16 protein-coding genes are annotated in these 19,842 nt (G+C 45.8%); 6 read left to right on the top strand and 10 right to left on the bottom strand.

Annotation, left to right across the window (positions count from 1 at the left end):
- Nucleotides 1–4: 4 nt before the first annotated feature.
- The 3 genes from trmB to pulA form a co-directional block, all read right to left on the bottom strand.
- Nucleotides 5–646 (bottom strand): tRNA (guanosine(46)-N7)-methyltransferase TrmB, encoded by a 642-nt coding sequence (gene trmB / locus EDD67_RS12510; RefSeq protein WP_093073321.1) that lies wholly within the window; start codon nt 644–646, stop codon nt 5–7.
- A 32-nt stretch (nt 647–678) separates the two neighbouring features.
- Nucleotides 679–1,473 carry a phosphotransferase family protein gene (locus tag EDD67_RS12505; RefSeq protein ID WP_307723703.1) on the bottom strand — a complete coding sequence of 265 codons (795 nt, stop codon included), beginning with the start codon at nt 1,471–1,473 and terminating at the stop codon, nt 679–681.
- Nucleotides 1,474–1,587: 114 nt separating this feature from the next.
- Nucleotides 1,588–3,705, bottom strand: coding sequence for a type I pullulanase (gene pulA, locus EDD67_RS12500; protein WP_158638260.1), 2,118 nt, complete (start codon nt 3,703–3,705; stop codon nt 1,588–1,590).
- Between the two features lie 206 nt (nt 3,706–3,911).
- On the opposite strand from pulA, the gene glgB reads away from it, so the two are divergent.
- From glgB to EDD67_RS12475, 5 genes are read left to right on the top strand one after another with little or no spacing between them, the layout of a single operon-like run.
- The gene (glgB, locus tag EDD67_RS12495) at nt 3,912–5,855 is read left to right on the top strand and encodes a 1,4-alpha-glucan branching protein GlgB (protein WP_121440536.1); all 1,944 of its coding nucleotides are present in this window, start codon (nt 3,912–3,914) and stop codon (nt 5,853–5,855) included.
- Nucleotides 5,852–7,006 (top strand): glucose-1-phosphate adenylyltransferase, encoded by a 1,155-nt coding sequence (locus tag EDD67_RS12490; RefSeq protein ID WP_121440537.1) that lies wholly within the window; start codon nt 5,852–5,854, stop codon nt 7,004–7,006. The genes glgB and EDD67_RS12490 overlap by 4 nt, the downstream gene beginning before the upstream one ends.
- 1 nt (nt 7,007) lies before the next feature.
- Entirely contained in the window at nt 7,008–8,114 is a 1,107-nt protein-coding gene (glgD, locus tag EDD67_RS12485) for a glucose-1-phosphate adenylyltransferase subunit GlgD (RefSeq protein ID WP_121440538.1), read from the top strand.
- A gap of 33 nt (nt 8,115–8,147) precedes the next feature.
- Nucleotides 8,148–9,584 (top strand): glycogen synthase GlgA, encoded by a 1,437-nt coding sequence (glgA, locus tag EDD67_RS12480; RefSeq protein WP_121440539.1) that lies wholly within the window; start codon nt 8,148–8,150, stop codon nt 9,582–9,584.
- 1 nt (nt 9,585) lies between these two features.
- Nucleotides 9,586–12,006: a glycogen/starch/alpha-glucan phosphorylase gene (locus tag EDD67_RS12475; RefSeq protein ID WP_121440540.1), complete on the top strand. Its 2,421-nt coding sequence runs from the start codon at nt 9,586–9,588 to the stop codon at nt 12,004–12,006.
- A gap of 43 nt (nt 12,007–12,049) precedes the next feature.
- Here EDD67_RS12475 and EDD67_RS12470 read toward each other — a convergent pair whose 3' ends face one another.
- Both EDD67_RS12470 and thpR read right to left on the bottom strand, forming a co-directional pair.
- Nucleotides 12,050–12,976: a nuclease-related domain-containing protein gene (locus EDD67_RS12470; protein WP_121440541.1), complete on the bottom strand. Its 927-nt coding sequence runs from the start codon at nt 12,974–12,976 to the stop codon at nt 12,050–12,052.
- Between the two features lie 3 nt (nt 12,977–12,979).
- On the bottom strand, nt 12,980–13,558 hold the full coding sequence (gene thpR / locus EDD67_RS12465; RefSeq protein ID WP_121440542.1) for an RNA 2',3'-cyclic phosphodiesterase: 579 nt from the start codon (nt 13,556–13,558) through the stop codon (nt 12,980–12,982).
- 90 nt (nt 13,559–13,648) lie between these two features.
- Between thpR and cysK the strand changes: the two genes are divergently transcribed.
- Nucleotides 13,649–14,578, top strand: a complete 930-nt coding sequence (gene cysK, locus EDD67_RS12460) for a cysteine synthase A (RefSeq protein ID WP_121440543.1) — start codon at nt 13,649–13,651, stop codon at nt 14,576–14,578.
- Nucleotides 14,579–14,618: 40 nt separating this feature from the next.
- On the opposite strand, the gene EDD67_RS12455 is transcribed toward cysK, so the two are convergent.
- From EDD67_RS12455 to wrbA, 5 genes are all read right to left on the bottom strand, one after another.
- Nucleotides 14,619–15,782: an MFS transporter gene (locus EDD67_RS12455; protein ID WP_121440544.1), complete on the bottom strand. Its 1,164-nt coding sequence runs from the start codon at nt 15,780–15,782 to the stop codon at nt 14,619–14,621.
- 144 nt (nt 15,783–15,926) lie between these two features.
- Entirely contained in the window at nt 15,927–16,643 is a 717-nt protein-coding gene (locus tag EDD67_RS12450; protein ID WP_121440545.1) for a pseudouridine synthase, read from the bottom strand.
- Nucleotides 16,644–16,661: 18 nt separating this feature from the next.
- A complete protein-coding gene (gene rodA / locus EDD67_RS12445; RefSeq protein ID WP_121440546.1) occupies nt 16,662–17,831 on the bottom strand; it encodes a rod shape-determining protein RodA in 1,170 nt (389 codons plus the stop codon).
- 33 nt (nt 17,832–17,864) lie between these two features.
- A complete protein-coding gene (ftsW, locus tag EDD67_RS12440) occupies nt 17,865–19,055 on the bottom strand; it encodes a putative lipid II flippase FtsW (protein ID WP_121440547.1) in 1,191 nt (396 codons plus the stop codon).
- A gap of 131 nt (nt 19,056–19,186) precedes the next feature.
- Nucleotides 19,187–19,837, bottom strand: a complete 651-nt coding sequence (wrbA, locus tag EDD67_RS12435; protein ID WP_307723702.1) for an NAD(P)H:quinone oxidoreductase — start codon at nt 19,835–19,837, stop codon at nt 19,187–19,189.
- Between the last annotated feature and the right edge of the window lie 5 nt (nt 19,838–19,842).

Raw genomic sequence — 19,842 nt, 5'->3', positions numbered from 1 at the left:
TGTCTTACCAATTCAGCGTTGCTTCCAGACGGTAAATTCTCATACCCTTGTTGGAAAATTTCTCTTCGTATTCGGTCATTATGTTATCTGTCATCTCACTGTTATGCAAATCCAGGCTGATATTTTTCAATCGGTAGCCGAATGCCGTCATGCTCTCAATCGAATACTCAAACAGACCTTGGTTATCTGTTTTAAAGTGAATTTCCCCGTGATCTTTAAGGATCAAGGCGTACCACTTCAAAAACCATTCGTTCGTTAAACGTCTTTTCGCATGCCTTTTTTTCGGCCACGGGTCTGAGAAATTTAAATACAGACGATCAACTTCATTTTGCGCAAATAAATGCTCGATATTTTTAACATCCGCTTCAATTAGCCTAAGATTCGGGGGCGGCTCTTCTCCGGCTTTTTGAACGGCTTTCACAATCACCGATTCAAACCGTTCGATACCGATATAATTAATCTCCGGGTTCGCCTTGGCCATTTCGGTAATAAAGCGCCCTTTCCCCGTTCCTATTTCTATATGCAAAGGATTGTCATTTCCGAACAGCTCTTTCCATCGCCCTTTTTGTCCGCGGGGATCAAGTTCGACAATATGCGGGCGCGCGTCCATATAACTTCGGGCCCAAGGTTTATTACGTAAACGCATCGTACAGGGTCACTCCTTTTTGCTGTCGCTATTCACTGCAGAAGCTCCCGCAGTTTTTTCGTCCATTCTTGGCGCTCCGTCGAACGCTGGCGCTTTTCGTACCAAACAATATTTTCCAGTATGAGCGCCATCATATACCAGCGCATTTTCATAAGCAATGCATCATTCAGCTCAAGGCCGTATGCCTGCATCCACGAATGCCAATCGCCGCTCGGAATATATAAATACAAAAGCGGCGCAAGATCTAAAGCCGGATCCGCAACTTGCGATCCGTCCCAATCAATCAAATACAAATCATCTTTGCCGTTGATCGTGCACTCGATCCAATTGTTATGGTTTACATCCGCATGACAGACAACAAACTCTTGAACATCGTAGACAGGGCGGTTTTCTTCCAGCCATTGCAGCGCTCTGTTCATTTCTTCATCGCTCTGAATAAGCGCTTCACAACGCTTTTGAATATCGTATAAAATATCTTCCGGTTTTAACGGGGTATTCCCCATACGTTTAAACATTTCAAGCAAATCTCTCGAGCGGTGAATTTTTGCAAGAAGCCGGGCAACGTCATGCCGGTTCATATCGGATGCTTTCAATTCACGTCCGTCCACCCATTGTTGAGCGGTAATCACATCACCGTTTTCAAGCCGTTTCGTCCAAAGCAGTTTTGGAACAATTCCTTCTGCCGACAAAACGGCGAGAAACGGTGAAGAGTTGCGCTTTATAAATATTTTTTGTTCACCTTGTTCAGCAATATACGCTTCGCCGGTCGCACCGCCGGCAGGACGTATTTGCCAATCTCCACCCAGGAATTGTTCCAAATGATTCACCCTCATTTATTGTTCATTCATGATCGCATGTTGCCGCGTAGTATAAAACAGCAGCAATTGACAAAAAAAGGCGCAGAACGCCCTCTATCATTGTAAATAAGATACCTTTACAGTTCAACTGTTATAAGCTTTTTTTACAATGAGACACTCGTAAGGAAATAGCTCCGTTTGGTTCCCGAGCATCGACTGTGTCGAGAATAATTCTTCCCGCTGGTTCGACGCCATTAATGACCAGTTGCCGAGCGAGGGGATTTGTATTTGAAACGACCGGTCTACCGGGTTTAAATAAACAGCGATATCTTCGTCGTAGCCAAACATCATCCACCCGTAAACAGGTTCGGGCGTCTGAAAGCTGTAAAGTCTTTCCTCCACAGCTGTATTCGACCGTTTACGAAACCCCTCGCATGCATTTCGGATTTCAATCAATTTGCAAATCCACGCGACATCTTCGGCGAAAGACTCAGCCCGTTGCCAGTCGAGCTGGTTAATGTCATCCCCTGAGATATAGGAGTTGCCGTCCCCGTATTTCGTGCGGTAAAACTCCTGACCTGCATGAATGAACGGCACACCTTGACTTAAGATCGTTATCGCCGTAGCAAGCTGATGCATTTTCCGTCTTGACAGCTCTCCGGCATCAGGATTGGATACTTTAAGCCGGTCCCACAACGTGTGGTTATCATGACACTCTACGTAGTTGACATTTTGACGGACATCTTCTACGAGAGGGGGAATCGGCTGATCTTCCGGTATCCACGAACCGGAAACAAGCTGCTCGAGCCGTTCGACATACCTCCCCCCGCCGTTAATATAGCCGCGATCTTCAAGATGAAAAGAACTTCCTTTTATCGAATCGCGAAACAAATCGTTAAAAAAGCGCAGTCCGGTCAGACGGTGTGACTGATGACTCGCTGCTCTCTCCTCCGTCGGAAGCGCCGTCGGCATATCCCATCCTTCGCCAAGCAGCATGATCGGCTTCGATTCTTCTTTTGTCCGCTTAACAATTTCCTGCATCGTGCCTATGTCCATAATTCCCATTAAATCAAAGCGAAATCCGTCCACATTGTATTCGTTCAGCCAGTAATCAATGGTATCCAAGATGAACTTTCTCACCATCGGCCGCTCCGTTGCGATATCATTTCCGACCCCGGTTCCGTTGCTTACTTTCCCGTCATCCGTATAGCGGAAATAGTAACCGGGAACAAGCATTTCAAACGGCGATTCTTCCATTATGTAGACGTGATTGTAAACGACGTCCAGAATAACGCCGAGCTCTTCTTCATGGAAAACGTGAACGAGTTTTTTCAATTCGCAAATTCGGCATTCCGGATCAACAGGATCCGTCGCATAACTGCCTTCCGGCGCTTGAAAAAAGAGCGGATCGTACCCCCAGTTATAGCCCGTTTCAGGTTTACGGTCATCGACACGCGCAAAATCATTGACCGGCAAAAGCTGAACATGCGTAACCCCTAAATTCGAAATGTAATTCAATCCTGTCGGATACCCGTCAGAGGTCGTCGTATTGCGTTCGGTTAACCCGGCGAATTTCCCTTTGTAACGAACGCCGCTGTCTTTGTGCACAGTCGCATCCCGCACGTGCAGCTCATATATAATACTGTCTTGCAAATGTTCAGGGCGATTTTTCGCTTCATACAGGAACTGCTTCGGCGTTGTTTTCGACAAATCGAGCACGACGCCGTGCTTGCTGTTTGCTGTCAAGGATTTCGTGTAAGGGTCAATCACCCGCGCTTTTACTCCTTGTACTGTCGCAATATAAAGGTAGCGCGCTCCGTGAAGATCACCGCGGACAGTCCTTTCCCACGTTCCTAAAAACGACCGCTTCATTCGGTACTGGCGGCCGTTCACTTCGACACTCATCTTTGTCGCCGTCGGGCTCCATACGCGGAAAACGGTTTTCGTTTTTTCATACAGCGCCCCGAACGTATTGCTGCTGTCATCATACATCCGTTCAAACCATTCCGATCGGACAACAGCTCCGGCATGAACAGGCGCAGACAAATCACGGATATAAATGGTCCGCTCTTCGCCGGGATAAATATATTTGTCTGAGACGAGATCAGCTTCGTCGCCGTCAATATTTACAACCGTTAAATTGATGCGTTCTTTCTCACCAAGAATGACTGCCGGATCGTAGATATGAATCCGGTTGTGCAAACCTGCCCCTATTAATTTAACCCGGTTCGGTTCATCAATCCAGCCTGTCACTTGTCTCATCGTGCGACCCTCATTCCGTACATTCAATAATTTCTTTGCACCTTTGATCATACTCTGTTCGGCATGAACTTTCAACGAAATTTACTTTCAAAAAATTCTCGCTTTTATCACATTTATTTAAAGGGAATATGCTGTACAATCAAGAAATATAATACAAGGAAGAGTTTTTCCAATCACCACCTCTTTAAAAAGAAAGGAAGATGCTTATGACACAACTCCTCCATGAAGAAGAAACGTACCTCTTCCATCAAGGAACGCATTATGAAAGCTACCGCCTCCTCGGAGTCCACAAAGTAACGCTTGACCAAAAAGAAGGCTTTCGTTTTGCCGTTTGGGCTCCCCATGCAAATTACGTTTCCGTTGTCGGCGACTTTAACAATTGGGACAGCGGGGATGCGCCGCTGACAAAGGTAACTGACAACGGTTTATGGGCCGGTTTTTTCACAACGATTAAACCTGGTAGCGTTTATAAATATCACCTTTCTCACCCGAACGGAACGACGCGGTTAAAAGCGGATCCTTATGCCCGCTATGCTGAAGTGCGCCCCAATACCGGTTCTGTCGTTTGGGATGACCCCGGTTACACATGGAACGACCAAGGATGGTTTAAAGCAAAAGAAAAGCGGTCATCTTACGAATCACCCGTCAACATTTATGAAGTCCACCTCGGTACATGGCAGAAAAAACCCGGAGAATTCGCTTTTGAAGATGAAGATGAAGCGCTGTTTTCCTACCGTGAATTAGCGGAAACGTTAATTCCGTATGTGAAAAAACTCGGCTATACACATATCGAATTAATGCCGATTACAGAACACCCGTTCGATCTTTCCTGGGGCTATCAAATCACAGGTTATTATGCGGTCACGAGCCGTTACGGACGGCCGGAAGATTTCAAGTATTTCGTTGACCAATGTCATCAAAACAACATCGGCGTCATTCTCGATTGGGTTCCGGGCCATTTCTGCCGGGATGATCACGGCCTGCGGCAATTTGACGGCGAACCGCTGTTTGAGTATGCCGATCACCGTAAAGCCGACAAGCCGTCATGGGGGACACTCACCTTCGATTTCGGCCGGCCGGAAATTCAAAGTTTTTTAATTTCAAATGCTGTATTTTGGCTGAAGGAATTTCACTTGGACGGAATCCGCGTCGATGCTGTAGCAAGCATGATTTATTTAAACTTCGATCTGCCTGATGACGGACCGAAAATGATCAACTCTTACGGCGGCGAAGAAAATTTAGAATCGATCGCCTTTTTGAAAAAAATGAATGAAGTTGTCTTCTCCTACGACGACACCGTTTTAATGATGGCAGAAGACAGCACCGATATCCCGCTCGTCACTTCACCGACGTACGTCGGCGGCCTAGGGTTCAACTACAAGTGGAATATGGGCTGGATGAACGACACGTTGAAATATTTTGAACTCGATCCGATTCACCGAAAATACAATCACCATTTGCTCACCTTTTCGTTTATGTACACCTTCTCGGAAAATTTTGTCCTACCCTTGTCGCACGATGAAGTTGTTCACGGCAAGAAATCAATTTTGGATAAAAATCCGGGCGATCAGTGGCAAAAATTCGCCGGCATGAGAGCCTTAATCGGTTATCAAATGATGCATCCGGGGAAAAAATTGCTGTTTATGGGCAGCGAACTCGGCATGTATGCCGAGTGGAAAGACAAAGAAGACCTTGACTGGCATTTGCTTGACTACCCGCTGCACCAAAGCATGCAACATTACATCCGGGATATTAACCATCTCTATAAAGATACAACTGCTCTGTATGAGAACGATCACGACAGCTCCGGTTTTCAGTTTATCGACGCTGATAACAACGATCAAAGTATATTATGCTTTATCCGCCGCGGCAAAACGCCGGGAGATGAGGCTGTTGTCGTTTGTAATTTCACCCCGGTCGTTCATTACGATTACAAAGTCGGCGTTCCGCAGCCAGGTGTTTATCAAGAAGTTTTCAACTCCGATCAGGAAACGTACGGAGGATCAGGCCAAGTTAACCCGTATGATCACCACACGTTCGATGAAAGCTGGCACGGCCAAGAACAACACATGAAAATTATGGTTCCGCCCATGGCGGTGGCTGTATTTTCACATAAAGATTTATTACAACCAGAGGGGGAATCGCAATGAAAAAAGAGATCGTCGGAATGCTGCTCGCCGGTGGAGAAGGAAAGCGGCTCGGGCTGCTGACGAAACATTTAGCCAAACCTGCCGTTCACTTCGGCGGCAAATACCGGATCATTGATTTTACATTAAGCAACTGTTCCAATTCAAAAATTCATACTGTCGGCGTTTTAACGCAGTATTCGCCGCTGGAATTAAATCGCCACATCGGCATCGGCAAGCCGTGGGATATGGACCGGCAGCGCGACGGACTGGCGACCCTTTCGCCGTATACGGCTCAAGACGGGGGAAGCTGGTATAAAGGCACGGCCGATGCGATTTCGCAAAATATTCATTACATCGATCAATATGACCCGGAATATATTCTCGTAATCAGCGGCGATCATATTTATCAAATGGATTACCGTAAAATGCTCGAGCAGCATAAAGAAACCGGTTCGGAAGCAACGATTTCCGTCATGGAAGTCCCGTGGGATGAAGCTTCCCGTTTCGGAATCTTAAATACGCGAGAAAACCTTGAAATTTATGAATTTGACGAAAAGCCGGCCAACCCGAAAAATAATTTAGCATCGATGGGCATTTACATCTTCACTTGGGCTTCGCTGCGAAATTATTTAATCGAGGACATGAAAAAGGAAGATTCGAGCCATGATTTCGGCAAAGATATCATTCCGGCGATGCTCAACGACGATCACCGCATGTTCGCATACCGTTTTGACGGATACTGGAAAGATGTCGGAACCGTCAAAAGTTATTGGGAAGCCAATATGGATTTGCTGGAAGAAGACCTTTCGCTCTCATTGAATAACCGTGAGTGGCGGACGTACTCGCACGATTCGCATTATCCGCCGCACTACGTTGACCAAGACGGTAAAGTGAATAATTCGCTCGTCACGTCCGGTTCCTGGATCAGCGGAAGCGTCAATCATTCCGTCTTATTCGAACGGGTTGATATCGGTAAAGGATCGGTCGTAGAAGATTCGATTCTCCACCCTTCCGTTTCTGTCGGCAGCGATTGCACAATCAAACGGGCCATTATTATGGAAGAAACCGTCATACCGGACGAAACGGTGATAAACGGAGAACAATACGATGAGCCGGTTGTTATCAACCAACAGAACATTGCAGATTTCAATGGTGTAAAAGGGGGCCGTTAAAATGAAAGAACTGATGGGGTTAATCAATATAGAGCATGAACATGATTTTCTCGAAGAATTGACTTATTTCCGCTGCGGTGCTGCCACGCCGTTCGCCGGACGCTACCGGCTGATCGATTTCACATTGTCAAATATGGTTAACAGCGGCGTCGATGAAGTGGCAGTATTCACCAATCATAAATACCGGTCGATAATGGACCATTTATCAACAGGGGCAGATTGGGAACTTGCCCGACGGCATGGCGGAATTTTTATTCTCCCGCCTGACTGGAATGATCCGTCGGATATTTCAAAAGGCGACTTGCGCCATTTCCATAATAACCGTGATTATTTCCACCGTTCAACAGCGGAACACGTCGTGATCAGCGGCAGTCAGTTTTTGGCCAACATGAAATACGAACGGGCGTTCGAGCGCCACCTTGAAACGGACGCGGATGTTACGTGCATTACTGTACCGGTTGAAAATGTCCTGCCGGAACACAGCCCGCAGCTGCGGATTAACGAGGATGAAAACGGCTGGGTCACAGGGTTCTCAAATGACCCGGAAAACAAAAACGTCTTCTCGAATGTGTATATCATTAAAAAAGATCTGTTGCTTAAGCTCGTCGATCAATGCATCGCGTATCATAAAGATCACTTCTTTATGGACGGCATTAAAGATAATCTTCCCGATTTAGCCATTCAGTCTTTCCATTACCGCGGTTATACGATGTTTATAAATTCCGTCGAGAGCTTTTACCGCAACAACATGTCTTTGCTCGAACCGGATCATTTTAAATCGCTCTTTTTTAAAAACCATTACATCCGCACAAAAACGAGTAATGAGCCGCCGGTAAAATATAAAGAAGATTCGTCCGTCTCTTCATCGATGCTCGCCAACGGCTGTGTGGTTGAAGGCGAAGTGCAAGACAGCGTATTGTTTCGCGGCGTCAACGTTGCAAAAAATGCGACGATAAAAAATTCCGTAATCATGCAGCGCTGCAAAGTCGAAGAAGGAGCTTATTTGGAAAATGTCATCCTCGATAAAGATGTGCATGTTTCAAGCGGGCAAAAACTGATCGGATCGAAAGAAAAACCGTTTATCGCTGCAAAAAGACAGCGGATCTAACGAACGTAAATGAGAAAGGGGACAGAGTCCGACATGACAAATGTATTATTTACCGCTTCAGAAAGTACACCCTTTGTAAAAACCGGCGGACTCGCCGATGTCATCGGGTCTCTTCCGAAAGCGCTCAAACAGCAAGGCCATGCTGACGTCAGAGTTATTTTACCGAAATATGATCATTTCCCAGAGCCTTTTGCGTCCAGCCTCGTGAAAAAGACATCGTTTACCGTTAACGTCGGCTGGCGTGAGCATATCGCCGAACTGTTTGAATATGAACACGACGGGATCACGTATTATTTTATCAGCAATGATTATTATTTTGGGCGCAACAATGTGTACGGTTATTTTGACGACGGCGAGCGGTATGTCTACTTCTGCCGCGCTGTGATTGACGCGCTGCCGTACCTTGATTTCACACCGGATGTCCTTCATGCTCACGATTGGCAAACCGGCCTGGCAGTCGCCTTTGCCAACATTCTGCAGCCAATCGAAGGGATGCGCACCGTCTTTACGATTCATAATATCCAGTACCAAGGCTGGTTAATGTATGAAGCGTTTGACGACCTCTTTAACTTGCCGCGTGATCATTTTGCCGGGTTCGAGTGGAAAGGGATGCTGAATTGCATGAAGAGCGGCATTTTCCATGCAGACAAAATTACGACCGTCAGCCCAAGTTACGCCCAAGAAATTATGGATCCTTATTTCGGCGAAGGATTAGACCCGCTCCTGCGTGAACGTCACCTTGATGTCGCCGGCGTTATTAACGGGATCGACACCGATTCTTATAACCCGCAAAACGATCCGAATATACCGGTTCAGTACAAACATTCACGCGAGAAAAAACGGCAAAATAAAGAGATCATTCAAGAAGAATTAGGGCTTCCGGTAAGAGGTGATGTTCCGCTTTATATTGCTATTTCCCGCTTTGTTGAACAAAAGGGCTTCCATTTATTAGAACGAATTTTACCTGAATTTCTACAGCAAGACGTCCAAGTCGTTCTGCTTGGAACCGGCGATTACGAATTTGAATCTTCTTTTTCCTGGATCGCACATATGCACCACGAACGGATGGCTACTGTCTTAACGTTTGATGAAAAGCTGGCGCGACGCCTTTATGCCGCTTCCGATTTCTTCATCATGCCGTCAAAATTCGAACCGTGCGGTCTTTCCCAGCTGATCGCCTTAATGTACAAATCTGTGCCGATTGTGCGCGAAACTGGCGGTTTAAAAGATACGGTCATTCCATTCAATCAGTATACCGGCACCGGCAACGGATTCAGCTTTCAAAACTACAATGCGCATGAACTGCTGCAATCCCTGCAATATTCACTCTCGGTTTTTCACGATCCGCTGCAATGGAAAGCCTTGATGAAAAATGTAAACAAAAGCTCCTTCAGCTGGAAAGATTCTGCAGCTGCCTACGCCGACATCTACAAAGAATTAACTGCTGGAGCGATAAAGGAGAGTGACTGACGTGCATAATTACGACCCGGCATCATTTCACACAGCCATCGAAGGCAAATTAAAACGAAAACACCGGACGACACTTGAAGAAGCGACGGACAAAGAAATATACTACAGCATCGCTTCGATCATCCAGGACCTTGTTATGCCGAAATGGTTTGAAACGAATCAAGAAATTCAGCAAAACAAATCCAAACAAGTGTATTACATTTCAATGGAATTTTTGATCGGCCGCCTGATCGAAAGCAATTTGCAAAACTGCGGCCTGCTTGATATTTGTAACCAAACGCTGCTTGATCTCGGCCGCCGGCCTGAGAGGATTTACGAACAAGAACACGACGCTGCGCTCGGCAACGGCGGGCTTGGACGACTGGCAGCCTGTTTTCTCGATTCGATCGCATCGCTCGGCTATGCCGGGCATGGTTCCGGAATACGCTACCGTTACGGCTTATTTGAACAGCGGATTATTCACGGCAATCAAGTCGAACTGCCGGATTACTGGCTGAAAGAAGAATATCCGTGGGAAACGAGAAAACCGGATGAAGCCGTTGAAATCCGCTTTGGCGGAACCGTTCATGAACATAAGAGACGGGACGGTTCGCTGGAAATCAGTTATGAAAACACCGACTCTGTCATGGCGGTCCCTTATGACGTTCCGGTTCTCGGCTATCATAATGAAGTCGTCAATACTCTCCGTCTGTGGAGCGCTGAACTTTCTCCGGCGGAAAACAAAGGACTGTCAGCTTCTGATCAGCAGTATTACCACCATTTGGATCACATCCACTCGATTGAACAAATATCCGGGTTTCTCTATCCCGACGATTCAACTTTTGAAGGCAAAGAGCTCCGTTTAAAACAGCAATATTTTCTCGTCTCAGCGACGATTAAAAACATTATTGCAAATTTCCGGCGCAATCATGATTTACCACTGTCGATGATGCCTGAATACACAGTGATCCAAATCAATGATACTCATCCGAGTCTTGCTGTCCCGGAACTGATGCGAATACTCATGGATGAAGAAGGGTACGGATGGGAAAAGGCTTGGCAAATCACGACGAACCTTTTAGCTTATACGAATCACACGACGTTGAGCGAAGCGCTCGAAAAATGGCCTGTATCGATGATTCAAAACCTCCTGCCGCGCCTTTACATGATTATTCATGAAATTAATGAGCGCTTTTGCAAACAAATCTATACAACGCATCCGGAGTTGCGCGACAAAATTCATGAACTGGCGATTATTTCCTACGAACAGATTCATATGGCGCATTTAGCGATTGTCGGAAGCTTCAGTGTGAACGGCGTCGCAAAAATTCACACCGAAATATTGAAAAACAAAGAAATGAAAAACTTTTACACGCTCTATCCAAAGAAATTCAATAATAAGACAAACGGCATTACACACCGGCGCTGGCTCCAGCAGGTCAATCCTTGCCTTGCGAGCAAAATCACTGATGTTATCGGACCGCGCTGGGTTCATGAGCCGCATAAGTTAATGAATTTGTTGCGGTACACAAACGATGCACCGTTTCTCGAAACGATGAAAGACTGTAAACAGCACAGCAAACACCTGTTGGCGAAGTATGTCTATGAACAGCAAGGGGTCAAATTAAACACCGACTCGATATTTGATGTGCAAATTAAGCGCCTGCACGAATACAAGCGCCAGCTGATGAACGTCTTTCATATCATTTATTTGTACAACGAACTAAAAGATAACCCGAACATGGATATTACCCCGCGAACATTTATTTTTGCAGCAAAAGCAGCGCCGAGTTATCATTTAGCGAAAGAAGTTATTAAGTTAATTCATCACGTTGCTTCAGTTGTCAATAACGATCCGGACATAAAAGACAAACTGAAAGTAGTCTTTCTCGAAAACTACAATGTCAGTCTCGCCGAAAAAATTATCCCGGCAGCTGAAGTCAGCGAACAAATTTCAACAGCAAGCAAAGAAGCGTCCGGGACCGGCAATATGAAAATGATGATGAACGGAGCCATCACGTGCGGAACATTGGACGGCGCCAATATTGAGATACGCGACTTCGTCGGAGACGACAATATTTTCATTTTCGGTCTTACAGCCGAGCAAGTGCTTGATTATTACGCGCACGGCGGCTATGATGCCAAATCGATTTACCATGCTGACGTTCGTGTTAAGCGGGTTCTCGACCAGCTTAACGGCGGCGTATTCGGTTCGCAAGAAATCGAATTTAAAGATCTTTTTTACAACATCATGTACCATAACGATCCGTTCTTTGTTCTTAAAGATTTCGGTCCTTATGTAGAAACGCACGAAATGATCGACCGCGCTTACCGCGATCAAAACCACTGGCAGCGGATGGCGGCAACAAACATTGCTCATTCAGGGAAGTTCTCCAGCGATCGCACGATTATGGAGTACGTCTCAGATATTTGGAAGCTTTAAACTAAACCCTTTGCTCTTCGTTGAAGAGCAAAGGGTTTTTCTGTCAGTCATCTCGTTTTTCGATTGTCTCCAAATCGGCTTCAATCCGCGATTCAGACACGGTTTGTACATTGCGGAGCAGCGCATCGGCAATTTTTAATTGCGTGTGCTTAATCGGCGCCTGATTATTGATCAGCTTTTGCATAAAACTGTCGATCGTTCGTTTATCGATCAGCTTTGTCCGCGTTGAGTGTGAAGAAACATCAAGAAAGCTGTCCTTGGCAACAGCAGCCTGGTAGACGGGCAGAGAAATCCCTTCTTCCTCGAGGAGATGCTCAATGACAGTCCTCATCCGGTTTAAATCATACATTGGACTTAAAAAAGTTTCCGTTCGCTCTTTTCCCCGTTTTTCCCAATACCGCTCTGATGATTTCGTATAAATCGTATCTCCGTCGCCGGCAAGCGGTTTAATAACCCAAATGTCAGAAGGGCTGACGATCACAATATCCAGTTCTACCGGGGCTTTTTTCATAAAGCAGACCGGTTCATAAAAGATAAAAAAAGTGTCGGGCAGGGTTTTTACTAGACGGCGAAGCATCTCGTCCTGATAATACGCCTGTTTTACCCTCGAGACTTCAGAAACGGTTGAACTAGCCCAGCCTATTTGAAAATGAAAGAGCTCCTCTTGAAACACTGCTTTAACATCTTCGAGTGACCGGCTGTGAACATGGCCAAAATCCGGATAAGGGATATCATCGCTCGCTGTTTTCCGTCTGAACAGCCGTTTCACCGTCCTTTGCAATCTCGAATCACGATTGATCCGGTCATCCTGCGGCACAGCTGCGTCAGGAAAACCGGTTTGTTTCGCGTTCCATTCCTGTTTTAACCGGTTCCAGCGCTCTCGTTTTAAACGTACATAACGGCTTGGATAGCGGTAAATATCGATCTCATAACGCGACACATAGTGAGAAAGTTTCACAAGCTGGGCCATCGATCAATCTCTCCTTTCCGGCTCTTTAAAGCAGATCGTCGCCAACTCTTCGTATTTTTGTTTTCTTTCCGGGTGAATTTTAAACAGCGAAATCCTCTCAGCGGTTACAGTTACCGGTTCAATCGTGCTCGGTAAGGGCCGCTTTTTCGCCGGCCAGTCTTGCTTAGCATCGCGCCATTTTTTTGCCAGCGTCATATGCGGGCGAAACGGTCTGTCATCTGCGGAAAACCCTTGTTTGGCAGCTATTTTGCGAATCGTTTCAGCCGTTTCATGCAGATTATAATTGTTTTCCGGTTCCAGAAAAAGGACGCGCGGGCGGTTCGGTTTACCAAAAAAGTTTAACCGCCGTATCGTTAACGAAAACTTCTCCATACCGGCTGTTTCTTGCCGGACGTCTTGCCAAATCCGGTCGCGAAGGGCCGTTTCACACCCTCCCAAAAAGAGCAATGTTAGATGAAAATCGTCCGGATGAACAAGCTTTTTGCAGTACGTGCGTAAATCAAGCTGATTTTGATAATACACGCCCGTGTCAAACAGCTTTTCTGCTAAAGGAATTGCAATAAACGTATGGCTTGTGCTCAATTGACATCAACCTTTCTCCTCTTATATCGGCTGTGCTATAATAATGATTAAACTGATCTGTAAAATAAGATTTATGGAAGGGTGTTGTATATGAAAGTCGTTAATAACATAAGTGAGCTGATCGGCGACACACCGCTGTTAAAGCTTAATCATCTTCCCGATCCGAACGGCGCAGCCGTTTACTTAAAACTTGAATCGATGAATCCAAGCGGAAGCGTGAAAGACAGAGCGGCAGCGAATATGATCGAAGAAGCGGAAAAAGCAGGCCTTTTAAACGCAGAATCGGTCATTATTGAGCCGACATCCGGAAATACCGGGATCGGTCTAGCGATGGTCTGCGCCGCCAAAAATTACCGAGCGATCTTAACGATGCCTGATTCAATGTCGAAAGAACGGATTAACTTGCTGAAAGCTTACGGGGCGGAAGTGGTCCTCACCCCGGGCGATAAAAAAATGCCTGGTGCGATTGAAAAGGCTCACGAGCTTCATAAGGAAATCGCGAACAGTTTCGTGCCGATGCAATTTGAAAACAAAGCGAATCCCGACGCTCACCGTGAAACGACCGCTTTAGAAATTATCCGGGCAATGGAAGAAATCAACAAGCCGCTCGGCGCATTCATCGCAGCTTCCGGAACTGGCGGAACGGTTACAGGCACCGGAGAAGAGTTGAAAAAACATTATCCGGAATTAGCTGTCCATGTTGTCGAACCGAAAGGGTCTCCTGTCTTATCAGGAGGAAAACCCGGTCCGCATAAACTTGTCGGTACCAGCCCCGGCTTTGTTCCGCCGATATTAAATACAGAGGTTTACGATTATATTTACCGTATTTCCGATGAAGATGCTTATGACATTACGAGAAGGCTCGCTCAAGAAGAAGGGCTCCTAGCCGGCCCATCTTCCGGAGCAGCTTGTTTTGCGGCTTTGCAGACGGCAAAACAGCTGCCTGCTGATCAAGCTGTTGTAGCGATCACCTGCGACACAGGTGAACGTTACTTATCGACTGATCTGTTCGAATTTTAATTGGCTGCCTAAGCGCCCTTTCAGGGCGCTTAGTTCATTATCATGCCGTTTGCACGGATTTTTTATGCACGCTCAATAAGCCGAAAGTCAGCGCGGCACCTGTCAGTGTCATAACTCCGTAAAACAAATAGACAGACAAAATACTAAACCATTCCATAATCATTCCGGCCGTCATACTGAAAAACCAAGCACCAAGACCATTGCCGACCGCCGAATAAATCGATACGGCTGTTGCTTTAACATCTCTAGGCGCTAAATCCGCGACATACTGAAGCGCTGCCGGAACGAATAACCCAATGCTGAAACCTTGAATGACTGTTGTCCAATATATCCAGGTCGGTTCAGGTCCGGTTGCATAAAAGAGCCAGCGCACGCCGGATGCTGACGCGGCTGCGAGAAGAATAACGAGAATTCCCCGTTTCCGAATCCACGAACCGGCTAAACGCATAAACGGAACCTCGCTCCCCGCTGCAAGCAAAAACGCGAAGCCGACGCCGGCCAGCGAGCCGCCGGCAAACTGAATAAAAAGACCAAAATAAAAGTTATTGGCCATTATCGGCCCAAAGACTAAAAAAGTGACGAGCAAAAATACGTTAAATTGCGGAATTTTGACCAGCTTTTTCAGGCCTCCGCGTAAGTCGACCTTTTGCTTACTCGTTTCCCCGGGCATTCCCGAAGCAAACCAAGCACTTAAAAACAATACGAAAGCAAAACCGAAGAAAATAACTTCAAGTCCGAATCGGTCTGATAAGTTGCCCATCAGCCAAACCGATAAGGCAAATCCCGCTGCTCCCCACATTCGAATCGATCCGTAATCCCCGCCTTTTTGCTGTACATAATACATTGCCATGCTGTCAGACAGCGGAATGATTGCGCTTTGAAAAACTGCGACTCCGGCTGCAATCGCAACGAGCAACGCATACTGCTCAGCAAATAAGTAAGAAAACCCTGTCAAACCAGCACCGACAGCTGAAACAGTCAACAGTATTCGCGGCTTTTTTGTCACATCGCTCGCCATCCCCCACAGCGGTTGAATAAGGATCATTACAATCGGTCCGATCGACGTTATCACACCGATTTGCGAACCGCGCAAACCGATATCCTCCTGTAAATAAACACTTAGGAGCGGAAATAAACCGCCGAAGCCAAAATAAGCAAAAAAGAAAAATAATTTCATATTAAAAAACATGCGCCGTTCCGTCATATATGAATCCTCCGTCTATTAAACAGATCAGTGATGCTTTGCAATCCAAAATTATACGCTTACATCTCTAAAATTGGAATGATTGCTGCTTAAACTTTTACATTATAAAGAGAAGCTGCCGGTCAACAGCGGCAGCTTCTCTGTCTAATCGTTTTCCCCAGATAAGAGCGAGCGCTCTTCTTCAGTCAATTCTCTGTACATGCCGGGCTCAAGTTCCGGATCAAGTTGAACATCGCCGATTTTCTCGCGTTTCAGCCTTTCGACATGATTTCCAAGCGCGGCAAACATGCGTTTAACTTGATGATACTTCCCTTCCCGGATCGTCAGATGAACAACGTCCGCTTCTTCTTTGCCGAATAAATCCAGGTCGGCCGGTTTCGTCACGTACCCGTCATCCAGAGTCAAGCCTTTATGGCAAGCTTCTGCTTCTTTTTCACCGACAGGATGAGCCAAATGAACGCGGTAAATTTTATCGACATGCCGATTAGGCGACATCAGCCTGTGCGCCCATTTGCCATCGTTTGTCATCAGCACAAGCCCGGTCGTATCTTTATCAAGTCTGCCGACGGGAAAAGGTTCAAAAAAACGGTCCTCTTCTTCTAACAAATCACTGAGCGTTTCTTCTGTTTCATCTTCTGTTGCGGAGATGACTCCGGGAGGCTTATTCATCATTAAATAAATGTATTTTCGATAGACTGCAGGCTCGCCAAACACTTCAAATTCATCTTCATATTCATCAACATGAGTCTTCGGATCTTTAACAATATCCCCGTTAACCGACAAAGCACCTTGCTTTAATAATTTTTTAACGTCTTTTCTCGATCCGTAACCGAGTGAAGCTAATAATTTATCAGCCCGCATTGCTCACCCTCATTCCAACTATTCATTTTCGCCAAACATATAATTTTTCGTGCGGATATTAACATTCAACACGATCCCGACCGCAAGCATATTCGTAATTAATGCGCTTCCCCCGTAACTGACAAACGGCAGCGCTAACCCGGTGATCGGTACCAGCCCGATCGTCATCCCGATATTTTGAAAAATTTGAAAAGCGATTAATCCGACAACGCCAGCCACTAAATACGTTCCGAATGAATTATTACATGTAAAGGCAATGATAATCATCCGATAAAGCAAAAGAAAATAAATAATTAGCAGCACAGTCGCTCCGACAAACCCGAATTCTTCGCCAATCACCGTAAAGATAAAGTCCGTATGAAGCTCAGGAATATTCCCGCTTGCAGTTTTCACTCCTTCGGTGAATCCTGTCCCGTACAGCTGTCCGGAACCGATCCCCTGCATGGCATGAAAAAGCTGATAACCTTCAGCGCCGATATTTGCATTCGGGTCCAGCCACGCATAAATTCTCGTCAGTTGGTGAGGCTGGATAACGTATTGCGTAAAAAACGCAAAAAAGTTGTTATGAAGCCACACAAGCAAAGCGACAAATGAAACAAACAGCCCGATAATCAAACTGATCATCCTGTAAGTAACTCCTGACATCAAAATCATGATGAAAATGACGACAGCAATAACCATCGCTGTCCCTAAATCCGGCTGAATTAAAATTAGTCCGAACGGAGGCAGCCCGATCGCAAGAATTTTTCCAACGACGAAAATATCCGATTTAAACGTTTTTTCCCTCGGGGTTTTTGCCAAGTGAAAAACGTAATGCGCTAAAGTGATAATCACAAAGATTTTCACAAATTCCGACGGTTGGAAACGCCCTAGTCCGGGAATATCTATCCAGCGCTGCGCGCCGTTTACTTCTATCCCAAAAAAGTGCACGAGCAATAAAAGCACCATGCCGATGATATATAACGGCAATGATAAGTTTTTAAATAATTCATAATCGATCACCATTGCACTGAGCATTAAAATCGTTCCAATTGCAAACCAAATGATTTGCAGCTGAACGAAATTTCCTTCATATTGCCCTGCGGCACCGGCGCTGTGTATCGCGATAAGACTGAAACACATCAGTACGAATAAATAAAACAACAACGAAAAATCTAACTGCTGAAACGGGGTTTTGCGTTCTTGCATTGTTCATCCATCCATTCCTTATAATCAATCAGTTCATTTTGAACCGGCATAAAATGAGCGGTTTTCATTTTCATATACAGGGACGGATTCAGTTTCCCCGCGTCGTTCTTGACGATCCTTTTCGGTACGCCTTGAGATATTGATTAATATTCCCATCGAGATAAAGGTTACCATAATTGATGAACCGCCGTAACTTAAAAACGGAAACGGAATACCGGTAATCGGTAGAAGCCCGTTGACTGCCCCGGCATTAAAAACGATTTGAATCGCCAATTGAAACACAATTCCATAAGCCAGAAGGCTGCCAAAAGCGTCACGGCAGCGCATTCCGACTAGAATCCCTCTGAAAATAATCACGCTGATTAACAAAAAAACAAATCCGATCCCGATCACGCCTAACTCTTCACTGACGATCGCCAGAATAAAATCTGTGTGCGCTTCAGGCAAATAAAAAAGTTTTTGCACGCTTTGCCCGATCCCTGCTCCGCTCATACCGCCGTGTGCGATCGCAATATAGGACTGAACGAGCTGATAACCGTGGTCAGCTTCCATCTCAAAAGGATTCATGTGACCTGTAATCCGATTCATTCTGTAAGGAGCGCTCGTGGCATAATGATAAATTGCATACCCTGCTAAACCGCCGAGCGAAAAGATATGAAAAAATCGTGCACCGGAACAAAAAGCGAGCATCCCGGCTACCAATACAATTGACGTGGCCGTCCCTAAATCCGGTTGCATCAAAATAAGCGCAAACATCAATACGACAATGATCAGCGGAGGAAGAAGCCCGGAAACGAATTTATCTATGTACGCTTGCTTCCTTGAATAAACATAGGCGATATAAATGATCATTGATATTTTTACGAATTCCGACGGCTGAATTTGAAAACCGCCGACCGTCACCCAGCGTGTAGCGTGATTGACTTCATACCCAATGCCCGGCATTAAGACCAACACGAGCATCGCAAAAGAACCGATTAAAATGAATTTAATCATTTTACTGTAATGCCGATATGGAAAAAACATAAAAAATATCAGCATCAGCGTCGACAGAAAAAGCCAGATTAACTGTCTGTCAAAAAAATGTGTCATATTCCCGAATTGTTCATACCCGCGCACATAACTGGCGCTGTATATCATTATCAACCCGAATATGGAGAGGACAGCGATGGCCGTTAGTAAATACCAATCGATGTATAATTTGCGCTTTTCCGAACCTTCCAAAAATCTCCACCTCCGGAAATTCATTAGTTTCTCAATTATAGCAAACTGCCTACCTGACTAAAAGGGCATATTGCAGGACATTAATAAAAGCAAAAAAACCGGAAGAGGCGCCCTCTTCCGGTTTCGCTCGATTATTGATTTAATTTCTTCGCCACCTCAGCCACTCTCGTTCCTAACCGTTTAGCCATCGTTAATTCCCGTTCATCCGGCTGATTGCTCCCGTCAGGCGCAGCTACCGTTGATGCGGCATAAGGCGAACCGCCGATGCCGTCTGTTGTTAATTGTTCAGGGTTTGATCCGTACGGCAGACCGACATAAATCATCCCGAAGTGCAGCATCGTAACGAGTGATGTGATGGCGGTTGTCTCCTGACCGCCGTGAATCGAACCTGTGCTTGTAAAGATACCGGTCGCTTTTCCTTCCAGCTCTCCGTTCATCCACAAGCTTCCGGCAGAATCCAAAAACTGTTTTATTTGCGCCGGCATCGTGCCGTAGCGCGTCGGAATTCCCCAAATGATTCCGTCGGCCCAGCGCAAATCATCATGCGTCGCTGTCGGAAGATTAGCCATTTCTTCTTGTGCCTTTACGTATGCTTCTTGGCCGGACATCGCTTGTTTTGTCACGTCAAATTCCTCAATTTTAACTGTCCGTGCTTCCGCTCCTTCCACCATCGAAACACCGGCGGCGACTGCTTTCGCTAATTCATGAACATGACCGTAAGAACTGTAAAAAGGAATCAAAATCTTTGTCATTTCAATCAATCCTCCGAATTTTTCTTTCACAGTTC

The organism is Salisediminibacterium halotolerans, from assembly GCF_003814815.1.
Classification (GTDB): Bacteria; Bacillota; Bacilli; order Bacillales; family Salisediminibacteriaceae; genus Salisediminibacterium; species Salisediminibacterium halotolerans.
The sequence above is the reverse complement of the archived record's forward strand: the minus strand, read 5'-3'. Positions and strand labels throughout refer to the sequence as shown.

Bases quoted from the DNA above. Each gene is read 5' to 3' on its own strand.
- EDD67_RS12455 (WP_121440544.1), bottom strand. From the start codon at position 15,782: ATGACGGAACGGCGCATGTTTTTTAATATGAAATTATTTTTCTTTTTT.
- glgB (WP_121440536.1), top strand. From the start codon at position 3,912: ATGACACAACTCCTCCATGAAGAAGAAACGTACCTCTTCCATCAAGGA.
- rodA (WP_121440546.1), bottom strand. From the start codon at position 17,831: ATGCAAGAACGCAAAACCCCGTTTCAGCAGTTAGATTTTTCGTTGTTG.
- trmB (WP_093073321.1), bottom strand. From the start codon at position 646: ATGCGTTTACGTAATAAACCTTGGGCCCGAAGTTATATGGACGCGCGC.
- cysK (WP_121440543.1), top strand. From the start codon at position 13,649: ATGAAAGTCGTTAATAACATAAGTGAGCTGATCGGCGACACACCGCTG.
- EDD67_RS12490 (WP_121440537.1), top strand. From the start codon at position 5,852: ATGAAAAAAGAGATCGTCGGAATGCTGCTCGCCGGTGGAGAAGGAAAG.
- glgA (WP_121440539.1), top strand. From the start codon at position 8,148: ATGACAAATGTATTATTTACCGCTTCAGAAAGTACACCCTTTGTAAAA.
- EDD67_RS12450 (WP_121440545.1), bottom strand. From the start codon at position 16,643: ATGCGGGCTGATAAATTATTAGCTTCACTCGGTTACGGATCGAGAAAA.
- glgD (WP_121440538.1), top strand. From the start codon at position 7,008: ATGAAAGAACTGATGGGGTTAATCAATATAGAGCATGAACATGATTTT.
- EDD67_RS12470 (WP_121440541.1), bottom strand. From the start codon at position 12,976: ATGGCCCAGCTTGTGAAACTTTCTCACTATGTGTCGCGTTATGAGATC.
- pulA (WP_158638260.1), bottom strand. From the start codon at position 3,705: ATGAGACAAGTGACAGGCTGGATTGATGAACCGAACCGGGTTAAATTA.